Here is a 19,675-nt window from a genome sequence, read left to right as displayed (position 1 = left end):
CAAAGGAACAGGACATGACCACCCCTGTGCCCTCCGCCCACTCAGCAGTCCAACCCGCGCCCTCGGGCGGGCAGTTGCTCGTCGTGGACGACGAGGAGGGGATCCGGTCCATGCTGACCATGGCACTGGAGTTCCTCGGCTATCAGGTGACCGCCGCGGCGACCGGGCGGCAGGCGCTGCAGGCCGTCACGCGGTACGACCCCGACCTCATCCTCCTCGACGTCAACCTCCCCGACCTGGGCGGCTTCGAGGTGTGCCGGACCCTGCGCGACCGGGGCAACGCGGTCCCGGTGCTGTTCCTCACCGGGCTCGGCGGTGTCGACGACCGGGTGCGCGGGCTGGACATGGGCGGCGACGACTTCGTCACCAAACCGTTCGAGCTGAAGGAGGTGGCCGCCCGCGTCCGCGCCCTGCTGCGCCGGGCCGGCGGCGGCCATCCCGCGCCCGACCGCAACCGCCTCCGCGCCGGCGCGGTCCAACTCGACGCCGACGCCCACCAGGTCTGGGCCGCCGGCCGCCCCGTCGACCTCACCACCACCGAGTTCGCCCTCCTGCGCTACCTGATGGAGAACCCCGGCCGCGTCCTCTCCCGGGGCCAGATCCAGGAGCGCGTCTGGAACCACCGTGACGAGGGGTCGGGCGTCGTGGACACGTACATCTACTACCTGCGCCGCAAGCTCGGCGAGCCGGGCCAGTCCCTCATACGGACGGTCAGGGGAGTGGGCTACCAACTGTGCGCGAACTGAGCCAGCGCCCCTCCGGGGGAGGGGCGGGCGGGACCGGCGGGGGCGACGGAGAGCTGGGCGGCGTGGACGGGTTGGGCGGATGAGTGGGTTCACCGGGCTGGGCGAGAACATCAGGGCGGCCGGGCTGCTCGCGCCGAGTGACACGTGCCGTCGGCCCCACCCCGGCCGCGCCCTCCCCTCCCTCGAACAGCCGATCCGCCCCCACCGCACCGGCCGGCGCACGGTCGGCTTCTGGCTGGTCGCCACCCTCACCACGCTGGGCGCGGTCGCCACCCTCTCCGCCCACACCCTCGCCCACCACCTCACCACCCGCACCGATCAGGAGATAACGAGGGCGAGCGGGTTCGGCGGCCCGGGCGGCCCGGGTTCCGCCTCGTACGCGGCACCGGCACCAGCACCGGAGGCAGAGGCGAAGGCGGAGGCAGAGGCGGAGGCGGAGGCGGAGGCGGAGGCGGAGGCGACGTCGGGCTCGACCTCGACATCAACGTCGACGTCATCCTCAGCCTCAGACCCGGCCTCGGTCTCGCCGTCATCCTCTGTCTCGCCGTCCGCGTCGGCAGCCGCCCCCGCGCCGGGCCCCCGTGCCCCCGTATCGACGACGCCCATCGACAAGTACGGCCTCGTCCTCGTCCTCGACGCCGACGGCAAGGTCGTGGAGCGCTACCCGGGGTCCGACGGCCTCCCCGCGTTCCCCGCGCTCACGCCCGCCCGGCTGAAGGCGTACGCGGCTCGGGCGACACCGTCGGCGTTCGGGGAGAGCTACCGGGCGAAGGTGGTGCGCGTGGCGGAGGCGGGCCGGAATCGTGAGGGCGGCTACATCGTCACGGCCAGGTCGACGGCGGAGGACCGGCGGGCGGTCGAGCGCCTGCTCCAGGTCGAGACGGCCGCCGCGCTCCCCCTCCTCGCCACCGTCCTGATCGGCGCCCGCCGCCTGGGCCGCCGGGAGGTCAGGGAGCGGCAGGGCACCGAGCGGCGGCTGCGCGAGTTCATGGCGGCCGCCGGTCACGAGCTGCGCAACCCGCTGACCACGATCTCCGGTTACGCCGAACTCGCCCGGGTCGGCGACCCCGCGTACGAGCCCATGCGGCAGGAGGCGCTGGGCCGGATCACCACCGAGGTCGGCCGGATGAGCACCCTCATCGACGAACTCGTGCTGCTGACCCGCCTCGACCTCGGCCAGCCCCTGCAACTGACGTGCGTGGACCTGGCCCAGCTGTGCCGGGACGCGGTCTCCGCCGCCCGTGACTGCCACCCCGGCCGGCCCGTACGGCTGCTGCTCGCCCCCGGGGACCACACGGTCACGGGCGACCCGTTGCGGCTGCACCAACTGGTCGCCAACCTGCTGGCCAACGCGCGTGTCCACACACCGCCGGGTACGACGACCACGCTGGGGCTCGGCACGGAGGACGGGTACCGGGTGATCGAGGTTCTGGACGACGGTCCCGGAATCCCGGGCGAACTGCGCGAGCGGCTCTTCGACCCCTTCGTACGCGGTGAGGAGACGCGGGCCGCCGGCAGCGGGCTCGGCCTCAGCATCGTCACGGCGATCGCGACGGCCCACGGCGGCATGGTCACGCTGGAACATCCCCATCCGCCGCACCAGGGGGCGTGGTTCAGGGTGCGCATCCCGGCTTCGTCCTGAGCGGCTCGACATAACCCACGGGTGGTGGCGGGAGGTGGACTTTGCCAACGGCAGGGGAGTTTCTGATCATTCTCTGATCAAACTCCGATCTGTTCCGGAGCCACGACCGCTTAAGTGATCAACGTGCGGTGTCCACCCTGTGTGCTGATGGTGTGACCTCGTACAACTCCCCTCCGAGGTCGGCCCGGTATTCGCCCTGATCGACGGCTCATCGATCTACGACGAACGGAACGACGGCTCATCGACCGGCTCGGCTAACCGGGTACGTGCTGGGCCGACCTCAACTCCGCGAGCCGCTGCCGCAGTTCGGCCAGATGCTGCCGAGCGTGCTCCAGGGCTCCGGGTCGGCGCCCCGGGACGCGGCCCCGCAACTCCACGAGCGTGACGCCGAGTTCGCCTGCCCGCCCCGCGTCCGCGACGAGCCCCCACTGATGATGGGCCCGGTCGACCGCCGACTCGACCATCGGGTCCTGCGCCGGACGCCCCGCCGCGAGCCGCGCCCGGGCGACCCCCATCCAGGCCTCACAACTCCCGGCCGGGTCCCCCGCGAACATCGCCAGATCGGCCCGCACCTCCCGCCAGTGCAAGACCTCCTCCGACCCGTCCCCGAACTCCCGCAACGCCCCCTGCTCCCACCGAGCGGCGAGCTCATCGGCCTCACCATGCCGCCCAGCCTCGACGGCGACAGCGATGGCCCCATGGGGATCGGCCACCACCACGGCCCCGGACAACCGTTCCACCGGGCCCTCGGACGAGCCGCCCACCACAGGCCCGGACGAACCGACCGCCGGAGTCCCGGACGCACGGTCCATCTCGGGCCCGGACGAGCCGTCCACCGGAGTCCCGGACGAGACGCCCATCACAGGCCCGGACGAACCGACCGCCGGAGTCCCGGACGCACGGTCCATCTCGGGCCCGGACGAGCGAGCCACCGCAGGGCCGGATGCACCGTCCGCCTCGGGCCCGGACGGGCGAGTCACCGCAGGGCCAGACGAACCGTCCATCTCGGGCCCGGAGCGAGCCACCGCAGGGCCGGATGCACCGTCCGCCTCGGGCCCGGGCCAGCAGTTCACCGCGGGCCCGGACGAGCCGTCCGCCGCAGGCGCAGGCGCAGGCAGGGACTTCGCCAAGGTCTCGGACGCGGCATGCGCTCCAGCTCCGGGGGCCCGGACCACCAGCACAGGCCGGTCGTTCGCCGCCGACAACGCCGAGGCGCCCGCCACGGCCCCGGGCAGACCCTGCGCCACCGGCACGGGCAGGCCGGCTCCCTCCGGCCCGGGCAAGCTGTTCCCGCCCGGCACGGGCAAGCCGTTCCCGCCCGGCCCGGGCAAGCCGTTCCCGCCCGGCCCGGGCAAGCCGTTCCCGCCCGGCCCGGGCAAGCCGTTCCCGCCCGGCCCGGGCAAGCCGTTCCCGCCCGGCCCGGGCAAGCCGTTCTCCGCCGGCCCCGTCAGGCTGTTCCCCTCCGGTTCAGGCGTGCCGTTCTCCGCCGGCCCCGCCCCACTGCTCTCAGCCCGTCCGGCGGGTGAGGGCGAGGCCGGAGGGTGGCTTCGGGGGGCCGGGGGCGGAGCCCCCGGGGACGGGATGGGACGGGTAGGGGCGGCGGGGGCGAAATCGCCGTGCCGGACACCCCCGCCGGGCGCCGTCGCGTCCCAGGCCAGGGCCAGGTCCCCGTACCCCCCCGTCCGCGCGAGCACCTGCTCGTGGAGGACCGCCGCCCCCGGCCGCTGCCCGCTCCGCAGTATCGTCGCCAACGCCTTCATGTACCCCGGCACGGCCACCCCCCGCCGCACCCCCGCCGCCGGCGGCGCGATCCGCCCGTACACGCTCACCCCGGGCCCGGCGGACAGCGGCTGCCCTGCCAACTGCCGCCACACCTCCGCGTCGGCGTGCAGATCGACGAACAAGGTCGTCGACCCGGGCGTACGCAGCCGCAGTTCCTCCACGATCCAGTGCCAGGGAAACGCCGTGTACCGCACGGTCGCCGGCGTCGTACGCGCCAGCGCCAGATGCACGAGCCGCTGCTTGCGGTCGAGTTGGAGCTGCCCGGCGAGGTACACGGTGAGCGGCCCGGGCGCGGTCGCCGCGGCGCGCAGCCGGGTGAGGACGGCCTGCGGTTCCAGCGGATCGGCCAGCTCGACGACGTTCGCCGTACCCGTGCCGGACAGCACCTCGGGCGTGACGGCCGCCAGTACGGGAAGCACGGAGGCCGCGTCCACCAGGCACCCCTTGCCCATGGGCGAGGCCGCGATCAGCAGCACTGTTCCGGGCATCGTTCCCTCCCCATCGATCGCGTACGCCAGCCAGCACGGTAACCGCTGCGCGTGCAAACGGGGAAAGGAGCGCCCCGTTCGGGTCGCCGCGCGACGAACGGAGCCGGGCCCGCACACCGGCCGCACGCCCCACGGACCCGCACCCTCACGCCCCACGGGCCCGCACCCTCACGCCCCACGGGCCCGCACCTCACGCCCCGGCCCACTCCCCACCTCAAGGCGCCCGCTGTGCCGCCCCCGGCCCCCGTCGCATAGGTTCGGACGCCCGGCGTACCGCGAAGATCGTCGTGTCGTCGTCGAGGCCGCCGCCGGTGTGCGCGAGGACGCCGTCGCGGACGAGGCGGACCAGGGACCCGGGGTCGAGGACGGGCGGCCCGGCGGCGAGGGCACGGGTGAGGTAGTCGCGGAGGGGGAAGAAGACCCCGCTCCCGTCGCGCGCCTCCGTCACCCCGTCCGTGACCAGGAGCAACGTCTCGTCGGCGGCGAGCCGGACCGTCGCCGCCCTGGGCGGCATCGGTGCCAACTCACTGAGCCCCAGCGGGAGTCCGTCCCACAGCGGCAGGGGGCGTACGCCGTCGGGGGAGACCAGGAGCGGGGGTTCGTGGCCGAAGTTGACGACGTCCACGGTGACCGCGTCGAGCCCGGTGAGGTCCGGGCCCCAGTCGGTGCGCTCGCTGCGCAGGTCGGGGAAGTCGAGCAGCACGGCGGTCGCGAAGCGCTCGGCGTCGTCGCGGCCGACGTGCTCGCAGTAGCGCAGGTGCCGCACCATGCGGGTCTCCAGCCGCTCGGCCACCGTGGCCGGTTCTGCCTCGTGGTAGGCGGCCTCACGGAACGTGCCGAGCAGCACGGACGCCGCCTCCACCGCCTCGAGCCCCTTGCCCTGGACGTCGCCGATGACGACGCGGGTGCCGTACGGGCTCGGCTGGATGTCGTAGAAGTCGCCGCCCACTCGGGCCTCGCTGTCGGCGGCGAGATAGATCTCCGCGTGGTCGAGGCCGCCGACGTCGGGCGGCAGCTGGCGCAGCAGGATCCGGCGGGTGGTGTCGACGACGGCCCGCATGTGCAGCATCCGCTCCTGCGCGCGCAGCCGTACCGCGCAGGCCAGCACGGACAGGATCCCGCCGAGGGCGACGAGGATGAAGTCGGGGAGGCCGGCGCGGTACTGGTGGGGCCAGGAGTTGTCGCCCAGGACGTACATGAGCATCGCGAGCGCCGCGAACAGCGCCGTCGTCCACACCCGGCAGACCGCGGCGGCCACGCCCGGTACGAGCACCAGCCACGAGATGATCCGGAAGTCGCCGCTGGTGTACCAGTCGACCACCGGTACGGCGAGGAGCACCACCAGCGGCGGTAGCCAGGCGATGTCGCGCCCGCGTACCCGCAGCGGCTGCCGCCGCTCGACGGGGTCCGGCTCCCGGCGCCCCCGCGGCACCGGTATCCGTATCCGCATGCCCCACAGCGAAACACGCCCCTACGCCCCCCGCATCCCGACCCGGCCACATCCGGAGCCCGGCACGGCCCCGGCCCGCCCGGCCCCGCGTGACCCCGTCCCGCCGCCCTGTCACGCCCCCGCCCCGCCCTGTCACGACCCTTGCCGCCCGACTTGCCAGGGCGCCTTCCCAGGTGTGCTCTGGTAGTCGGGGCGGAGCGTTGCGGGGGAGGGGGAAGAGAGGAGTGCTCCCATGGCTCAAGCGGCACCCACTCCGGGCCGGCCGGTGATTCCGGACAGGCCCTCGGCTCCGGACAGGCCCTCGGCTCCGGGCAGGTCGGCGGGGCCGGCCCCACCCGATGTCTTCAGCGCGCGCACCCACGTGCTCGCGAACCGGATCGTGCCCGTGGTCCTCGGCCTCGTCTACGGATACTGGGCCGCGGCCATGGACCGCGACGCCGGCCCCATCACCGGCTGGAACCTCCTCTTCGGCTTCGTGACGGCGTTCGTGTTCGCGGCGCTCCACATCGCCGTACTGACCGTGGCACCCCGCCTGCGCCGCGAGGCGCACGCCCTCCTCTGGGCCGCCTTCGCGGGCTGCGCCTTCGGCTTCCTCTACAGCCAGGCGTCCCAGCACAGCGTGCTGCGCTCCACGGTCATGTCGCTCGCCATCGCGGCGGCGGTCTTCGCGGTGAACTTCTACCGCTACTACACCCACGAGGACGCGACGGGCCACCGGCAGCGGTGATCAGCCCGCATCCGCCTCCGCAGCAGTGATCAGCCCTCATCCGCCTCCGCAGCAGTGATCAGCCCTCATCCGCCTCCGCAACGGTGATCAGTCCACATCCGTCTCCGCAGCGGTGATCATCCGGGTTCAGGTCACCGCGGGCGGTGATCGTGCGGGTAACCCCCGTCCGGGTGAGCGCTCCGCCGGAGGGGGGCGCCGGCCCCGCACGGGGCTGTCGGCCGGGACCTCCGCGCGGGGCCGCCGCACGGGACTGTCGGTCGGTCACCCCGTTCGGCTTGTCCTGGGGGGCCATTCGCAGTCACGTGGGGCGGGAGCGCTCGCGCGGTGGTGGGCGGAGGTCTTGCCTGGAGGGGTGTCCCACCGTGCCCGCGGCACCCTGTCGGCCGCGCTGACCGTGCTCGCCTGCCTGCTCACGCCGGTGGGCGCGCTGGCGGCGTGGGCGACGTACGAGATAGCGGACCGGACGCGCTACGAGGCGGTCATGGCGCCGCTGGCCGCCGACCCGGACGTACGGGAGGCGCTCGCGGACGCGGTCGCCGCCGGGATCCTGCGCGAGGTCCGGGTGCGGCCCCCGCTGCGGCGTCCGGTCCAGGACTTCACGCACGACGCGGCGCGCTCCTTCACCCAGACCGAGGCGTTCCGCACGGCGTGGCACACGGCGAACCGGGCGGCACACGACGCGGTGCTGGGGGCGGTGCGCGAGGAGGACGCGGGCGCCGGGGCCGCGGACGGCCCCGGTGGGGGCGCGGCGCGGGCGGTGACGCTCGACCTCGCGCCGGTCGGCGAACGCGTCAAACGTCAACTCGTCCGCGACCACGTGCCGTTCGCCCATCGCATCCCGGTCGCGCACACCGAGGTCGAGGTGCTGTCGGCCGCGGAACTGGTTCAGCTTCGGAAGGGGTATCGCGTGCTCGAAATCGCCGCGTTCTGGCTCCCGGTCGGCGCGCTCGCGCTGGCCGCCGGTGGTGTTCTCGTCGCGACGCAGCGGCGCCGGGCCGTCTGTGCGACGGGCCTCGGCACGGCGCTCGGCGGCGCGCTCCTGGGGGTCGCCGTGGCCCTCGGCCGCCATCTCACCCTCGCCGACCTGCCTCCGGACGTCTCCCCCGCGGCCGCCGGCGCCGTCTACGACGCCCTCACCGCCACCCTCCGCACCGTGACCTGGGGGCTCCTGGGCCTCGGCGCCACCGTCGCCGCGGCCGCCTGGCTCACGGGCCGCCTCGCGCGACATCGCCGAGTGCCCGCAACGCCCCCGCCAACTCCGGCAGAGGAACCGACGCGAGCCCAAGTCTGACGCAGTCGGACGCGGGCGCCGCCGCCCGGAGCCGCCCCGCCCGGGAAGGCTCGCCCTCCTGCGCCACCGCCCCACCCGGCCCCGGCCACCCGGTCCGCGTCCAGGGCCCCGCCGCGGCCGACCCCGGCGGCACCGACCACCCCGGCTCTCCCGTCTGCCCCGCCCAGCCCGACCGCGGGCGGGCGGGCCGCTGGGGCGATGCGGGTCCCCCCGCTCGATCGACGCCGAGAGCGGGGGAGGGTGGGCGCGGCGGCACCCTGTCACCGCCGGTGAGCGTGCCCGGTCCCCGCCCCGCACCGACCGCCGGGCCGCCGCCTGCCGCCCCCCGACCCGCACCGGCCGCCGGACCACTGAAGGCAGGCCCCCGCCCCACCCCCACCACCGGAACGCTGAACGCCGACCCCGGGGTCACCGCCACCCCCCGCTCGGCCGCCGCCGCGCAGAACGTGTCGGCACGCCAGGGCTCCGGCAACTCCCACCACGCGTAGTACGCCCGCGCATCCCCCCGTACGGCGAACCCCGCGAGGTGCTCGGCGACCAGCCGCTGCCGTGCCGCCGCGTCCGCCCGCTTCGCCTCGACCAGCCGCCCGACCGTCCCGTCCCCGATCCACCGCGCCCCCGCCTCCAGAGCGAACCGCCCCGCCGTCCAGCCACCCGAACGCAACGCGTCCGCCACCCCCTCGACCCGCCCCTCCGGCACCACCAGGAACCCGACCGTCAGCCCCGGCGCCACCCGCTTGGACAGCCCGTCCACGACGAACACCCGCTCCGGCGCGTACGCGGCCAACGGCGGCGCCACCCCCTCACCGGAACCCGAATCCCCGCCCGCATCACCATCCGCCAGGAACGACCAGATCCGGTCCTCGATCACCGGCAGGTCCAACTCCCGCACCACACGCGCCAGTTCGGCCCGCCGCCCCGTCCCCATCGTCACGGACGTCGGATTGTGCAACGTCGGCTGCACATACACCGCCGACAACGGCGCGGCCCGATGCGCGGCCACCACGGCCTCCGGCCGCACCCCCTCCCCGTCCGTCGCGAGCGGTACCAGGGTCACCCCCAGCCGCCCGGCGATCTCCTTGACCAGCGGATACGTGAGGGCCTCGACACCGACGCGGCCCCCGGGCCGTACGAGATGGGCGAGGGCCGCGGCGATGGCCTGGCGGGCGTTGCCGGCGAAGAGGAAACGGTCCGGGTCCGGGCGCCAGCCGGCCGTGGCGAGCAGCCCGGCCGCGGCCTCGCGCGCGGCGGCCGTACCGGTCGCGGGGGCCGTGCGCAGCGCGTCCGTCAGCACGTCCGGCCGCAGCAGCGGCGCCAGTCCGGCGGCCAGCAGCTCCGACTGGCCGGGCGCGGAGGGGTAGTTGAGCTCCAGGTTCACGGGCGCGGAGCCGGCCGGCTCGGCCAGCGCCCACCCCGCCGACACCGGCGGAGCCGCCCGTACGAAGGTCCCGCGCCCGACCTCTCCCACCACCAGCCCGCGCCGCACCAGCTCGGCGTACACCCGCCCGGCGGTCGACCCGGCGATGCCCCGCCGCCGCGCGAACACCCGCTGCGGCGGCAGCCGGTCACCGGGCTTCAGCCGCCCGGCGACGATGTCGTCCGCGATGCGATCCGCGATACGCCGGTAGTCGGCCACGACGATTCCCCTCCGCTTTCTCCGGCCCTCTTCCCCCGGTCGTCTTCCCGGCCTCTTCCCGCTCTCTTCCCCGACCCTCTCCCTCAACCTGTTCCCCCGACCTGTTCCCCCGACCTGCTCCCCCGACCTGCTCCCCCGGCCCTCACCACATTGCACCGAGGGCAAAGATCTTATTGCACCGAGGAGTTGGGGAACCCTAGGGTCGAAGCCATGACCGCCTTCCTCGCATACGAGGACAAAGGGGAAGCAAGCGCGCCCCTCCCCCTCGTCCTCATCCACGGCCACCCCTTCGACCGCACGATGTGGCACCCCCAGATCACGGCGTTCGCCGCCTCCCGCCGTGTCATCGCCCCCGATCTGCGCGGCTACGGCGCGTCCCCGGTGGTCCCGGGCGTCACCCCGCTCCAGACCTTCGCCGAGGACATCGCGACGCTCCTCGACGGCCTCGGGGTCTCCGAGTTCGTCCTCGGGGGCCTCTCCATGGGCGGCCAGATCGTGATGGAGTGCTACCGCCAGTACCCGCACCGCATCCGCGGCCTCCTCCTCGCCGACACCTTCCCCGCCGCCGAGACCGAGGAGGGCAGGCGCACCCGCAACGCCATGGCCGACCGGCTGCTGCGCGAGGGCATGACGGGGTACGCCGACGAGGTGCTCCACAAGATGGTCGCGCCGTACGCGGACGCCGACGTCGCGGCCCAGGTGCGCCGCATGATGACGGCCACCGACCCCGAGGGCGCCGCGGCGGCCCTGCGCGGCCGCGCCGAACGCCCCGACTACCGCGAGCTGCTCACCCGCGTCACCGTCCCGGCCCTGGTCGTCGTGGGCGCCGACGACGAGTACACCCCCGTCTCCGACGCCGAGGCCATGCACGCCGCCCTCCCCGACTCCACCCTCCACGTCATCGACGGCGCCGCCCACCTGCCGAACCTGGAGCGCCCGGAGGAGTTCAACAAGGCCCTGGAGGGCTTGCTGGCCCGGCTGGACTGAGCCGGGGCGCGGGGCGGGGCGCGGGGCCGCCGTTCACCCGTTCGGCCTACACCGCGTGCGGCCCTCCCCCTGCCGCGTGAGCATGCGGATGAGCTGTCCATCCGTCGGAGGAGACCCTCATGGCCCAGCACAGCACCGCACCGCGTTCGAACCGCACGTCGCAGGAGACGCCGACGCGTCAACGGGAGACCGGCTCGGCGATGGCCCACGGCGGGATGGTCTTCGCCGGTGTCCTGATGATGGTCATCGGCATCATGGGCATCCTCAACGGCATCGCGGGGATCGCCACGGACGACGTGTACACGAACATCGGCAGCTACGTCTTCGAGTTCAGCCTCACCACGTGGGGCTGGATCCACCTGGCGATCGGGCTCGTCGTCCTGGGCACCGGCTGGGGCGTCATCCAGAACCGCCCCTGGGCCCGTGCCCTGGGCATCGCCCTGACGTCCCTGTTCGCCATCGAGTACTTCATGTTCCTGCCGTACGCCCCCGTCTGGTCCGTCATCTGCATCGGCATCGCGGTGTTCGTGATCTGGTCCCTGGCGACGTCTCCCGACTCCGCGGCGTAGGCGCATGCGGGCGCGGCCCCTGAAAAGCAGGGGCCGCGCCCCGTTTCGGCCCGCGGGGCCACGTCGTCCAGGGGCGCGGGGAACCGCGCGAGCCACCACGAACCACCCGCACCGGCACCGGCACCCGCACCCGCACCCGCACCCGCACCCGCCCAAGCGCCCCCGTTCCCGCCCCCGTCGCAACCTTCCCCCCACCCCACCCGTCCTTGAAGGGGAACGACGAACCCCGCAACAGGAACGAGAGGCACCGGCCGTGGAGAGCACGACCATCGAGCGGCCGGAGCCCCTCCCGGAACCGGCACCGCCGCCACGGCGCACCCGGCACCGGGGCAAGGCCTTCCTCGCCGCGCTGCTCCTCCTCGGAGTCAGTGTCGTCGTCGCCTCCCGCGCGGCCGACATCGACGCCTTCACCCCGGTCCCCCAGCTCCTCGCGTTCCTGCCCTGGCTCCTCGCCCCCACCGGCCTCGCCCTCCTCTTCGCGCTCCTCGCGCGCTGGTGGATCGGCCTGACCTGGGGCGTGGTCGTCCTCGGCGCGCTCGCCTGGTACATCGAGCCGTACGGCAAGGCGAGCGAGCCGACCGGGACGGTGCTCGCCGAGGTACGGGTGATGACGTCGAACGTGCAGTTCGGCCGGGGCACCGACGCCCTCGTCAAGGCCGTACGCCGTGACCGCCCCGACATCGTCTTCGTCGAGGAGTGCGAGCTGACGTGCTCGGCCGCCCTCCGCGACACCCTCGGCGACCTGAGCGGGAAGAACCCGGCCTACCCCCACCGCCGGTCCATCGAGGGCTACGGCTCCACCGGCTCCGTCATCCTCAGCCGCTACCCCCTGAAGCCCGCCGACCCGATCCCCGGCTCGATGGGCATGCCCGGCGCGGTCGCGGACGTCGAGGGCCACCCCGTACGGCTGCAACTGGCGCATCCCATGCCCCCGCTGCCGGGACAGCTGGACACCTGGCGGCGGGAGCTCGGCGCGCTGCGGGCGTACGCGGCGAAGGACACCCGGACGCCGACGGTCCTGGCCGGGGACTTCAACGCCTCCCAGGACCACGCGGCCTTCCGCGCCATCCTCGACACGGGCATGAGCGACGCCGCCCGGCTGGTCGGGGAGGACCGGACGCCGACCTGGCCCGCCCGGACGACCCCGAGGCTGGGCGCCCAGATCGACCACGTCCTCGTCTCCGGCAAGGACTTCTCCGCCCGCGAGGTCCACTTCCGGGAGCTGTCCGGCACCGACCACAACGCCGTCACCGTGGACCTCGCCCTCCACCAGCGCGGGTGAACGAAACGGGTGAACGAAAGGGTCACACCAGCGCCCCATGACCCCCATTCATCCCCGTCCATAATGGGCGCATGCCCCGCCCACTCCCCATCGGCCTCTCCCCTCCCGACTGGCTGGTGCGGAACCTTCAGCCGCTGCAGGCGCCGCCGGTCAACCGGCCGGCCGTCGCCCGCGCGGCGATCGCGCTGACGCTGCCGCTCGTGCTCGGCCTCGCCGCCGGGCAGCCCGGGTACGGCGCGCTCGCCTCCATGGGCGCCGTCTTCGGCGTCATCAGCGACACGGCGGACGCGTACCGCATGCGGTTGCTCAAGATCGCCGTTCCGCAGCTCTTCGGCGTCGTGGGCATCACGCTCGGCTCGCTGGTGTACGGCCACGGCTGGGTGACCGTCGCGGTGCTCACGGGGGTCGCGCTGGTCTCCGGAATGATCTCGTCGATCGGCGCCGTGGCCTCCGTGTCGGGGCTGCTGCTTCTGCTCAACTCGGTGATCGGCGCCGGCCTGCCGATGCCGGGGGAGTGGTGGCTCGCCCCGCTGCTGATGTCCGGCGGCGGCCTCCTCGTCCTCGCGCTGGCCCTGCTCGCCTGGCCGCTGCGGGCGGGCGTACCGGAACGGACCGCGGTCGCGGACACCTACCGCAAGGTCGCGGACCTCCTCGCGACCACGACGGCACCCACCCCGGACTGCGACAAGGGCACGGACGACGCGGACGACGCCAAGGACACGTACGGCGACAAGGACTCGTACGACGACGCACGGCGCATCGTCACCCAGTCCCTCGACCAGTCCTACGACCTCGTTCTCGCCCGCCGCGCCCGCCACCACGGCCGCAGCCCCGAACTGGTGCGGCTGCTGGCCCAGTTGAACGCGATCACCCCGCTGGTGGAGGCCGCCCCGGCGGTACGGCTGTCCGGCCGGCCGCTGCCCACCGAGATCCCGACGGCCGTACGCCATCTCGCGGAGGCCGTCGAGACGGGATACTCGGGGCCGCTGGGGCTGCGGCTGCCGGAGCCCGGGAGCAAGATCGGGCGGGCGGTCGACCAGGCGCTGCGGCACGCCGCCGACGTCGCCACCGAGAAGTCGCCGGACGCGCTGAAGAAGGCCGGCGACCGGGCCGGCCGCCCCGCCCCGCTGGGTGTGCGCGCCCTCCGGGTGGCGCGGAACGTCGCCCTGTCCGGCACCTCCTGGCGCTACGGCCTGCGCCTCGCGCTGTGCATCGGCATCGCCCAGGCCCTGGTGTCGCTCGTGCCCGTGCCGCGCTCGTACTGGGTGGCGCTGACCATCACGTTCGTGCTGAAGCCGGACTTCGGGTCGGTGTTCTCCCGGGCACTGCTGCGGGCGCTCGGCACGGTCGTGGGGCTGGTGGTCGCGGCCGGGATCCTCTCCCAGGTGCCGCGCGGCTGGTGGGACGTGCCGGTGATGCTGCTCCTCGCGCCGCTGATCCCGGTGTTCACGCCCCGGGGCTACGGCTATCAGACGGCGGCCATGACCCCGGTGATCCTGCTGCTCTCCGACATCCTCAACCACCAGGGCACGGGCCTGCTGGTGCCGCGTCTCGTCGACTCCCTCATGGGCTGCGCGATCGCCCTCGTCGCGGGCTATCTGCTGTGGCCCGAGAGCTGGCACGCACGGGTCGGCGCCGGTCTCGCGGACGCCGTCGCCGACACGGCCGCGTACGTCGAGCACGCCTTCGGAGACGGCCCGGCGGACCCCGCCGGACGGGCCCGGATGCGCCGCCGCCTCTACCGCGACCTGTCCGCCATCCGTACGGAGTTCCAGCGGGCCCTCACCGAACCGCCGCCCGTCGGGCGACGGGCCGCCGCCTGGTGGCCGCTGGTCGTGGCGGTCGAGCGGATCATCGACGCGACGACGGCCGCGCGGGTCCGGATCAAGCAGGGCGCGGAACCGCCGTCCACCGCCGAGGTCGACCAGGTCGTCGTTCAGCTGCGGGAGCTGGCGGACGGACTGCGGAAGACGGAGACCCTCTACGAGGTCCGCTCCGACCTGAGCGGACCGCCGGAGAGCGTGCTGGAGCCGCTGCGCCAGGAGGTGGCGGCGGCCAGGACGATCACCTCTCCCCTCTGAATCCCCCGCGTCAGTGAGTCCCCAGGTCAACTCGACGCAGGGCGCTGAATCGTTACGTCATCCCCGCACGGGTGACTGAGGGCGAATTCGCAGCCGAAAAGCAGACATGATCAATCCTGTTCAACCGCCCTACCTATAAGGGGATTTTTCATGCGTCGCACCGCGACCGTCCTGCTCGGAACCCTCGCCCTCGCCGGCACCATGGCCCCGGCGGCCCACGCGATCCCGGACCCGGTCGGCACCGTCACCTGTGTCGCCGAGACCCCGGCCGGCGTGACGGAGCTCGTCGACCCGGCCGTACTGCTCGACCCGGCCGGCCTCGTGGACCCGGCGGGCCTCCCGGGCGTCGGCTGCCTGGCTCCCTGACCTCCGGCCGCGAGAACCGGTGCGGGCCGCCCTCCCCGACAGGAGGACGGCCCGCATTCGCATATGCGTACGGGATCAGACGTAGCAGGGGGTGCGTACGGGATCAGACGTACGCAGGGGGTGCGTACGGGATCAGACGTACGCAGGGGGTGCGTACGGGATCAGACGCCGATGTCGCAGCCGTCCGCGCGCCACACCGCGACGACCGCCGGGCGGACGTACGTGCCCGCGCCGTCGGGCCAGGCGCTCTTGGGGTTCTCGACGGTGGCTCCGTCGAGCTCGCCCGGGTGCTGGACGGCGACCAGGACGCGGCGTTCCTGGATGATCGGGCCGCAGGTCTCCGCGCCGCTCGGCACCGTCAGGAACTGCTTCAACTCACCGCGCCGCTCACCACGGGTCGCCACCCCGAACAGACCGTCGTGCGAGCCGAGCTGGGCGCCGTCGGTGGAGATCCACAGGTTGCCGTGCGGGTCGAAGGCGACGTTGTCCGGGCAGGAGATCGGGCTGACGTGGTCCTTCGGGAAGCCCGCGAAGTAGGTCGCCGGGTCCTCGGGGTCGCCCGCGACGAGGAACAGCAGCCAGCCGAACCTGGTGCTCTCGGGACGGTTGCGGTGCTCGGTGAGTTCGAGGACCTGGCCATGCTTGTTGGCGTTGCGCGGGTTGGCCTCGTCGGCGGCCGGGAAGCCGGTCTTGCCACGGTTGGAGTTGTTGGTGAGGGCGACGTAGACCTTGCCGGTGACCGGGTTGGGCTCGATGTCCTCGGGGCGGTCCATCTTGGTGGCGCCGACCTTGTCCCCCGCGAGCCGGGTGAAGACGAAGACCTCGTCGGCCGTCATGCCGTCCACGTGCGAGACGGCGCCCTCGGCGGTCGCGGTGGCCAGCGGGATCCACTCGCCGCCGCCGTCGAACTCACCGTCGGCCGGCAGCTTGCCCGTGCCGTCGATCTCGATGGCCGGGGAGTCTCCGGTGAGCCTGGCGACGTAGAGCGTGCCCTCGTCGAGCAGCGAGAGGTTGTGCTCGCGCACCGCGCGGCCCGACCCCTTCCTCATCCGCTTGGCGCTGACGAACTTGTAGAAGTAGTCGAAGCGCTCGTCGTCACCGGAGTAGACGACCGGACGCCCGTCCGAGGTCAGCCGGATGGTGGCGGCCTCGTGCTTGAACCGCCCGAGCGCGGTGTGCTTGCGGGGCGTGGAGGAGGGGTCGTACGGGTCGAACTCCACCACATACCCGAAGCGGTGCGCCTCGTTCGGTTCCTGGGCGACGTCGAACCGCTTGTCGAACCGCTCCCACTTGCGCTCGGAGGCGCCGGTGCCGATGCCGTACCGCTTGTCGGTCGTACGGCTGCTGTTGGCGAAGTACTGGTTGAAGTTCTCCTCGCCGTGCAGCGTGGTGCCCCAGGGGGTCGTACCGCCCGAGCAGTTGTTGAGGGTGCCGAGGACCTTGGTGCCGGTCGGGTCGACGGAGGTCTTGAGCAGGTCGGAGCCGGCGGCGGGCCCCGTCAGCCGGAACTCGGTGGTGGCGGTGACGCGGCGGTTGAGCTGGTGCCGGGTGACGGCGGTGAGCTTGCCGGTGCGCCGGTCCTCCTCGACCACGACGGCGGACAGCCCGTGCGCGGCCCAGGCGACCTCGACCTGGTCGCGGGTCGGGTTGGCGGCGTCGTAGCCGCGGAACATCAGAACCTCGTCGGTGTACTCGTGGTTCGCGACGAGGAGCCGGCGGCCGCGCTCACCGGGGAGCGGGAGCAGCGCAAGGAAGTCGTTGTTGTAGCCGAACTGGCCGGCCTGGGCCTTCGCCGTCTGGTTCTCCGGGTCGAAGGCGGGGGCGCCGCGCAGGATCGGCTCGCCCCAGCGGATGACGACGTTCTGCTTGTACCCGTCGGGGACGGTCACGGTGTCGGCGGTGTTGGGCTCGACGGCGGTGAACCGCAGACCGCGGGCGGCCCTGCCCTTGCCCTTCCCCGTGCCCGTGCCCGTGGCGGCTTCGGCCGTGGCCGCGGCGGCGGGCGGGGCGGTGCCGAGCGTGGCGGCCGTACCGGCCGCGGTGGCCACGGAGACGACGGCGGCGGCTCTCATCACCGAGCGGCGGCTCAGCGCGCTCGCGATGACGTCGCCCACGTAGGGGTTGGTGCTGGTGTTGGGCACCTCGTGGAAGCAGGCGTCACCACAGCGGAACCGACAGGTCAGGGCGGAACGGCCGCCGGGATGCGAGCCGATCATGGGCAGCAGCTTGCGCACAGCGCGCTCCTCGATGCTCTTATGTGCCTTTTGGGTGTCAGCGTGACGCTAGGCGGGCGTGTGTTCGAGAACGGGGACGCGAGGTGAACACGGGGTGAACCTGCGGGAGTTGAGGCGGTGTTGACAGCGCGGGGTGGCGGGGATAGAGAAAGGCCCCTGCCCCACCCCAAGATCGCCACGCCCGGCCGCTAACCTTACGTGTCCGTCCTGGCCAGGGATTGACGGGCTTCAACTCACCCGAAGGGTTGCGCACATGGGCATTCTCTCTCTCCTGCGGAATGCGTTCAGCCGCTCACGCAAGGGGCGCGACACGGTTCCTTCGCAGGAGGCGGAGCGGGTTTCCTCACCGGAGGCCGCCTCCACGCGGGAGGCCGAGCCGAAGGTTCCGGCCCCGTCGGCCGAGCCCGAGCCGACGACCACGACCACCGAGCCTGCGGCCCCGACGCCGCCCGCCTCCGTCGCCGACGAACTCGTCTCCGCGGCGTTCGACAACGTGACGGTACCGAAGCCGCGAGACGGCGAGACGGAGGCTGGGGCTCCGCCCGAGGCCGAGACGAAGCCGCAGGTGAAGCCGGAGGCGGAGGTCGCGCCGAAGGCGGAGGTGAAGCCGGAGAAGGAGACCGAGGCGGAGACGCCGGCGGTCGAGCCCGAGCCGGTCGTCGAGCCCGAGCCCGTGGCGTCCGCCGAGGCCGAGGTGGAGGCTGCCGCCGAGGTGGAGGCCTCTGCGCCGGCCGCCGAGGCCGAGCCGGAGCCGGTGGCCGAGCCTGCCCCGGTGGCCGAGCCCGAGCCCGTCGCCGACCCCGTCGCCGACCCTGAGGCCGAGGCTGCCGCCAAGGCCGAGCCGGAGCCGGTCGCCGAAGCCGAACCCGAGGTACCCGCCGAGGCCGAGGTGAAGGCCGACGCCGAGGCCGAGGCCGAGCCCGCTGCACCGGCCGCCGAGGTCGAGCCGGTGGCCGAGCCGGAGCCGGTGGCCGAGGCCGAGCCTGTGGCGTCGGAGAGTGAGGCTGAGACGGAGGCCGCCGCTGACTCCGTGGCGCCGGCCGCCGACACGGAGCCGAAGGCGGACGCCGAGACGGTGAAGTCGGCCGCGGAGCCGACCGCCGAGGCGGAGCCCGAGGTCGCGAAGGCCGAGGTCGCGGAGCCCGAGGTCGCGAAGGCCGAGCCGGTGGCTGCGAAGGAGGACGAGCCCAAGCCCAAGCCCGAGGCCGAAACCGAGCCCGAGGTCGAGGCCGAAACCGAGCCTGAACCCGAGGCCGTGCCGGAGCCGGAAGCCGTGAAGGAGCCGGAGACCGCGCCGGAGTCAGACGCCGCCCCCGAGGCGGAGCCGGCAGCCGCCGACGAGCGCGAAGCCACCCCCGAGGCCGCGGCCTCTCCCGCGCCCGAAGCCACAGCCACCCCTGAGCCGGTGGCCGCCGCCGAACCGGAAGCCGCTTCCGACCCGGCCCCCACCACCGAGCCGGCCGCCGCCCCCGAGCCCGTGGCCGCAGCCGAGGAAGCCGCCCCCGTACCGGCGGTCGCCGACGGTGGAGGCGCCCCGCAGGTGGCACCCGCTGCCGACGACGAGAGCGGCACGGGTGGTGCGGGCGGGAAGGCGAAGGCGAAAGCGGCCGAGGTCTCCGTGCCCGCGAGCCTGCGTACCGCCTACGACGCCGCACAGGCCGTACTCGCGAAGCGCGACCTCACCGACGCCCGCGCCAAGGTGTACCTCGTGCTCGACAGGTCCGCGTCGATGCGCGGCTACTACAAGGACGGCTCGGCACAGGCACTCGGCGAGCAGACCCTCGCCCTCGCCGCCCACCTCGACCCCGAGTCCCCCGCCGTCCCCGTCGTCTTCTTCTCCACGGAGCTGGACGGCACCGGCGAGCTCACCCTCGACGCGTACGACAACAAGGTCGACGACCTGCACGGCGGCCTCGGCCGCATGGGCCGTACCAGCTACCACGTCGCCGTCGAGGAGGTCCTCGCCCAGCACCAGAAGGCGGCGGCCTCCGGCACCCCCGCCCTCGTCGTCTTCCAGACCGACGGCGCGCCGGACGCCAAGACCCCGGCGAACCAGGCGCTCGCGGACGCCGCGAAGAACCACCCGGCCGTCCACTTCGCGTTCGTCGCGTTCGGCGACCCGGAGAACAAGGCCTTCGACTACCTCCGCAAGCTGAAGACGGCCAACACGTCGCACTTCCTGGCCGGCGAGACCCCGCGCGAACTGACGGACGCCGAGGTCTACGAGGGCATCCTGGCCGCCTGGCGCCCGTAACCCCGTCCCCGCACCACCCCGCACCACCCCGTACCCGGCTAGTCCCGTGCCGCCCGCTTCCCACCCGTCAAAACGGGAGGCGGGCGGCACACCCATGTCGGCTACGATTTCAAGGTTCCGGAAATCCCCCGCACGATTCC

12 protein-coding genes and 2 pseudogenes are annotated in these 19,675 nt (G+C 73.7%); 10 read left to right on the top strand and 4 right to left on the bottom strand.

Annotated features, from left to right (window positions below; translation table 11 throughout):
• The first annotated feature begins 14 nt into the window (after nucleotides 1–14).
• Nucleotides 15–746 (top strand): response regulator transcription factor, encoded by a 732-nt coding sequence (locus tag OG202_RS25370; RefSeq protein WP_326580367.1) that lies wholly within the window; start codon nucleotides 15–17, stop codon nucleotides 744–746.
• 79 nt (nucleotides 747–825) lie between these two features.
• The gene (locus tag OG202_RS25365) at nucleotides 826–2,388 is read left to right on the top strand and encodes a sensor histidine kinase (protein ID WP_328223620.1); all 1,563 of its coding nucleotides are present in this window, start codon (nucleotides 826–828) and stop codon (nucleotides 2,386–2,388) included.
• A gap of 1,558 nt (nucleotides 2,389–3,946) precedes the next feature.
• On the opposite strand, the pseudogene OG202_RS25355 reads toward OG202_RS25365, so the two are convergent.
• Nucleotides 3,947–4,658, bottom strand: a pseudogene (locus OG202_RS25355) (hypothetical protein); the annotation flags it as partial.
• 214 nt (nucleotides 4,659–4,872) lie between these two features.
• Nucleotides 4,873–6,108 carry a PP2C family protein-serine/threonine phosphatase gene (locus OG202_RS25350; RefSeq protein WP_327728715.1) on the bottom strand — a complete coding sequence of 412 codons (1,236 nt, stop codon included), beginning with the start codon at nucleotides 6,106–6,108 and terminating at the stop codon, nucleotides 4,873–4,875.
• Between the two features lie 232 nt (nucleotides 6,109–6,340).
• Between OG202_RS25350 and OG202_RS25345 the strand changes: the two genes are divergently transcribed.
• Both OG202_RS25345 and OG202_RS25340 read left to right on the top strand, forming a co-directional pair.
• On the top strand, nucleotides 6,341–6,835 hold the full coding sequence (locus OG202_RS25345) for a hypothetical protein (RefSeq protein WP_328223619.1): 495 nt from the start codon (nucleotides 6,341–6,343) through the stop codon (nucleotides 6,833–6,835).
• Between the two features lie 352 nt (nucleotides 6,836–7,187).
• Nucleotides 7,188–8,126 carry a hypothetical protein gene (locus OG202_RS25340; protein WP_328223618.1) on the top strand — a complete coding sequence of 313 codons (939 nt, stop codon included), beginning with the start codon at nucleotides 7,188–7,190 and terminating at the stop codon, nucleotides 8,124–8,126.
• A 385-nt stretch (nucleotides 8,127–8,511) separates the two neighbouring features.
• Here the strand turns inward: OG202_RS25340 and OG202_RS25335 are convergent.
• Nucleotides 8,512–9,762: pseudogene (locus OG202_RS25335) on the bottom strand (aminotransferase-like domain-containing protein); the annotation flags it as partial.
• Between the two features lie 210 nt (nucleotides 9,763–9,972).
• Between OG202_RS25335 and OG202_RS25330 the strand changes: the two are divergent.
• The 5 genes from OG202_RS25330 to OG202_RS25310 all read left to right on the top strand — a co-directional run bounded on the left by OG202_RS25330 (nucleotide 9,973) and on the right by OG202_RS25310 (nucleotide 15,047).
• A complete protein-coding gene (locus OG202_RS25330; protein ID WP_327728718.1) occupies nucleotides 9,973–10,749 on the top strand; it encodes an alpha/beta fold hydrolase in 777 nt (258 codons plus the stop codon).
• A gap of 119 nt (nucleotides 10,750–10,868) precedes the next feature.
• Nucleotides 10,869–11,318, top strand: a complete 450-nt coding sequence (locus OG202_RS25325; protein WP_326580380.1) for a DUF7144 family membrane protein — start codon at nucleotides 10,869–10,871, stop codon at nucleotides 11,316–11,318.
• A 253-nt stretch (nucleotides 11,319–11,571) separates the two neighbouring features.
• A complete protein-coding gene (locus tag OG202_RS25320; RefSeq protein ID WP_326580382.1) occupies nucleotides 11,572–12,600 on the top strand; it encodes an endonuclease/exonuclease/phosphatase family protein in 1,029 nt (342 codons plus the stop codon).
• Nucleotides 12,601–12,671: 71 nt separating this feature from the next.
• A complete protein-coding gene (locus OG202_RS25315) occupies nucleotides 12,672–14,681 on the top strand; it encodes an FUSC family protein (protein WP_328223617.1) in 2,010 nt (669 codons plus the stop codon).
• Nucleotides 14,682–14,831: 150 nt separating this feature from the next.
• Complete coding sequence (locus OG202_RS25310) at nucleotides 14,832–15,047, top strand: hypothetical protein (protein WP_326580386.1); 216 nt, start codon at nucleotides 14,832–14,834, stop codon at nucleotides 15,045–15,047.
• 161 nt (nucleotides 15,048–15,208) lie between these two features.
• On the opposite strand, the gene OG202_RS25305 is transcribed toward OG202_RS25310, so the two are convergent.
• A complete protein-coding gene (locus tag OG202_RS25305) occupies nucleotides 15,209–17,281 on the bottom strand; it encodes a PhoX family protein (RefSeq protein WP_328223616.1) in 2,073 nt (690 codons plus the stop codon).
• 253 nt (nucleotides 17,282–17,534) lie between these two features.
• Here OG202_RS25305 and OG202_RS25300 point away from each other — a divergent pair, with 253 nt between their 5' ends.
• Complete coding sequence (locus OG202_RS25300; protein WP_328223615.1) at nucleotides 17,535–19,535, top strand: VWA domain-containing protein; 2,001 nt, start codon at nucleotides 17,535–17,537, stop codon at nucleotides 19,533–19,535.
• Nucleotides 19,536–19,675 lie beyond the last annotated feature (140 nt).

It is taken from the genome of Streptomyces sp. NBC_00310, assembly GCF_036208085.1.
Classification (GTDB): Bacteria; Actinomycetota; Actinomycetes; order Streptomycetales; family Streptomycetaceae; genus Streptomyces.
Note: the sequence above shows the minus strand (reverse complement) of the source record. Positions and strands in the feature narration are given on the sequence as shown.

Bases quoted from the DNA above. Each gene is read 5' to 3' on its own strand.
- OG202_RS25310 (WP_326580386.1), top strand. From the start codon at position 14,832: ATGCGTCGCACCGCGACCGTCCTGCTCGGAACCCTCGCCCTCGCCGGC.
- OG202_RS25330 (WP_327728718.1), top strand. From the start codon at position 9,973: ATGACCGCCTTCCTCGCATACGAGGACAAAGGGGAAGCAAGCGCGCCC.
- OG202_RS25325 (WP_326580380.1), top strand. From the start codon at position 10,869: ATGGCCCAGCACAGCACCGCACCGCGTTCGAACCGCACGTCGCAGGAG.
- OG202_RS25345 (WP_328223619.1), top strand. From the start codon at position 6,341: ATGGCTCAAGCGGCACCCACTCCGGGCCGGCCGGTGATTCCGGACAGG.
- OG202_RS25300 (WP_328223615.1), top strand. From the start codon at position 17,535: ATGGGCATTCTCTCTCTCCTGCGGAATGCGTTCAGCCGCTCACGCAAG.
- OG202_RS25350 (WP_327728715.1), bottom strand. From the start codon at position 6,108: ATGCGGATACGGATACCGGTGCCGCGGGGGCGCCGGGAGCCGGACCCC.
- OG202_RS25315 (WP_328223617.1), top strand. From the start codon at position 12,672: ATGCCCCGCCCACTCCCCATCGGCCTCTCCCCTCCCGACTGGCTGGTG.
- OG202_RS25365 (WP_328223620.1), top strand. From the start codon at position 826: ATGAGTGGGTTCACCGGGCTGGGCGAGAACATCAGGGCGGCCGGGCTG.
- OG202_RS25370 (WP_326580367.1), top strand. From the start codon at position 15: ATGACCACCCCTGTGCCCTCCGCCCACTCAGCAGTCCAACCCGCGCCC.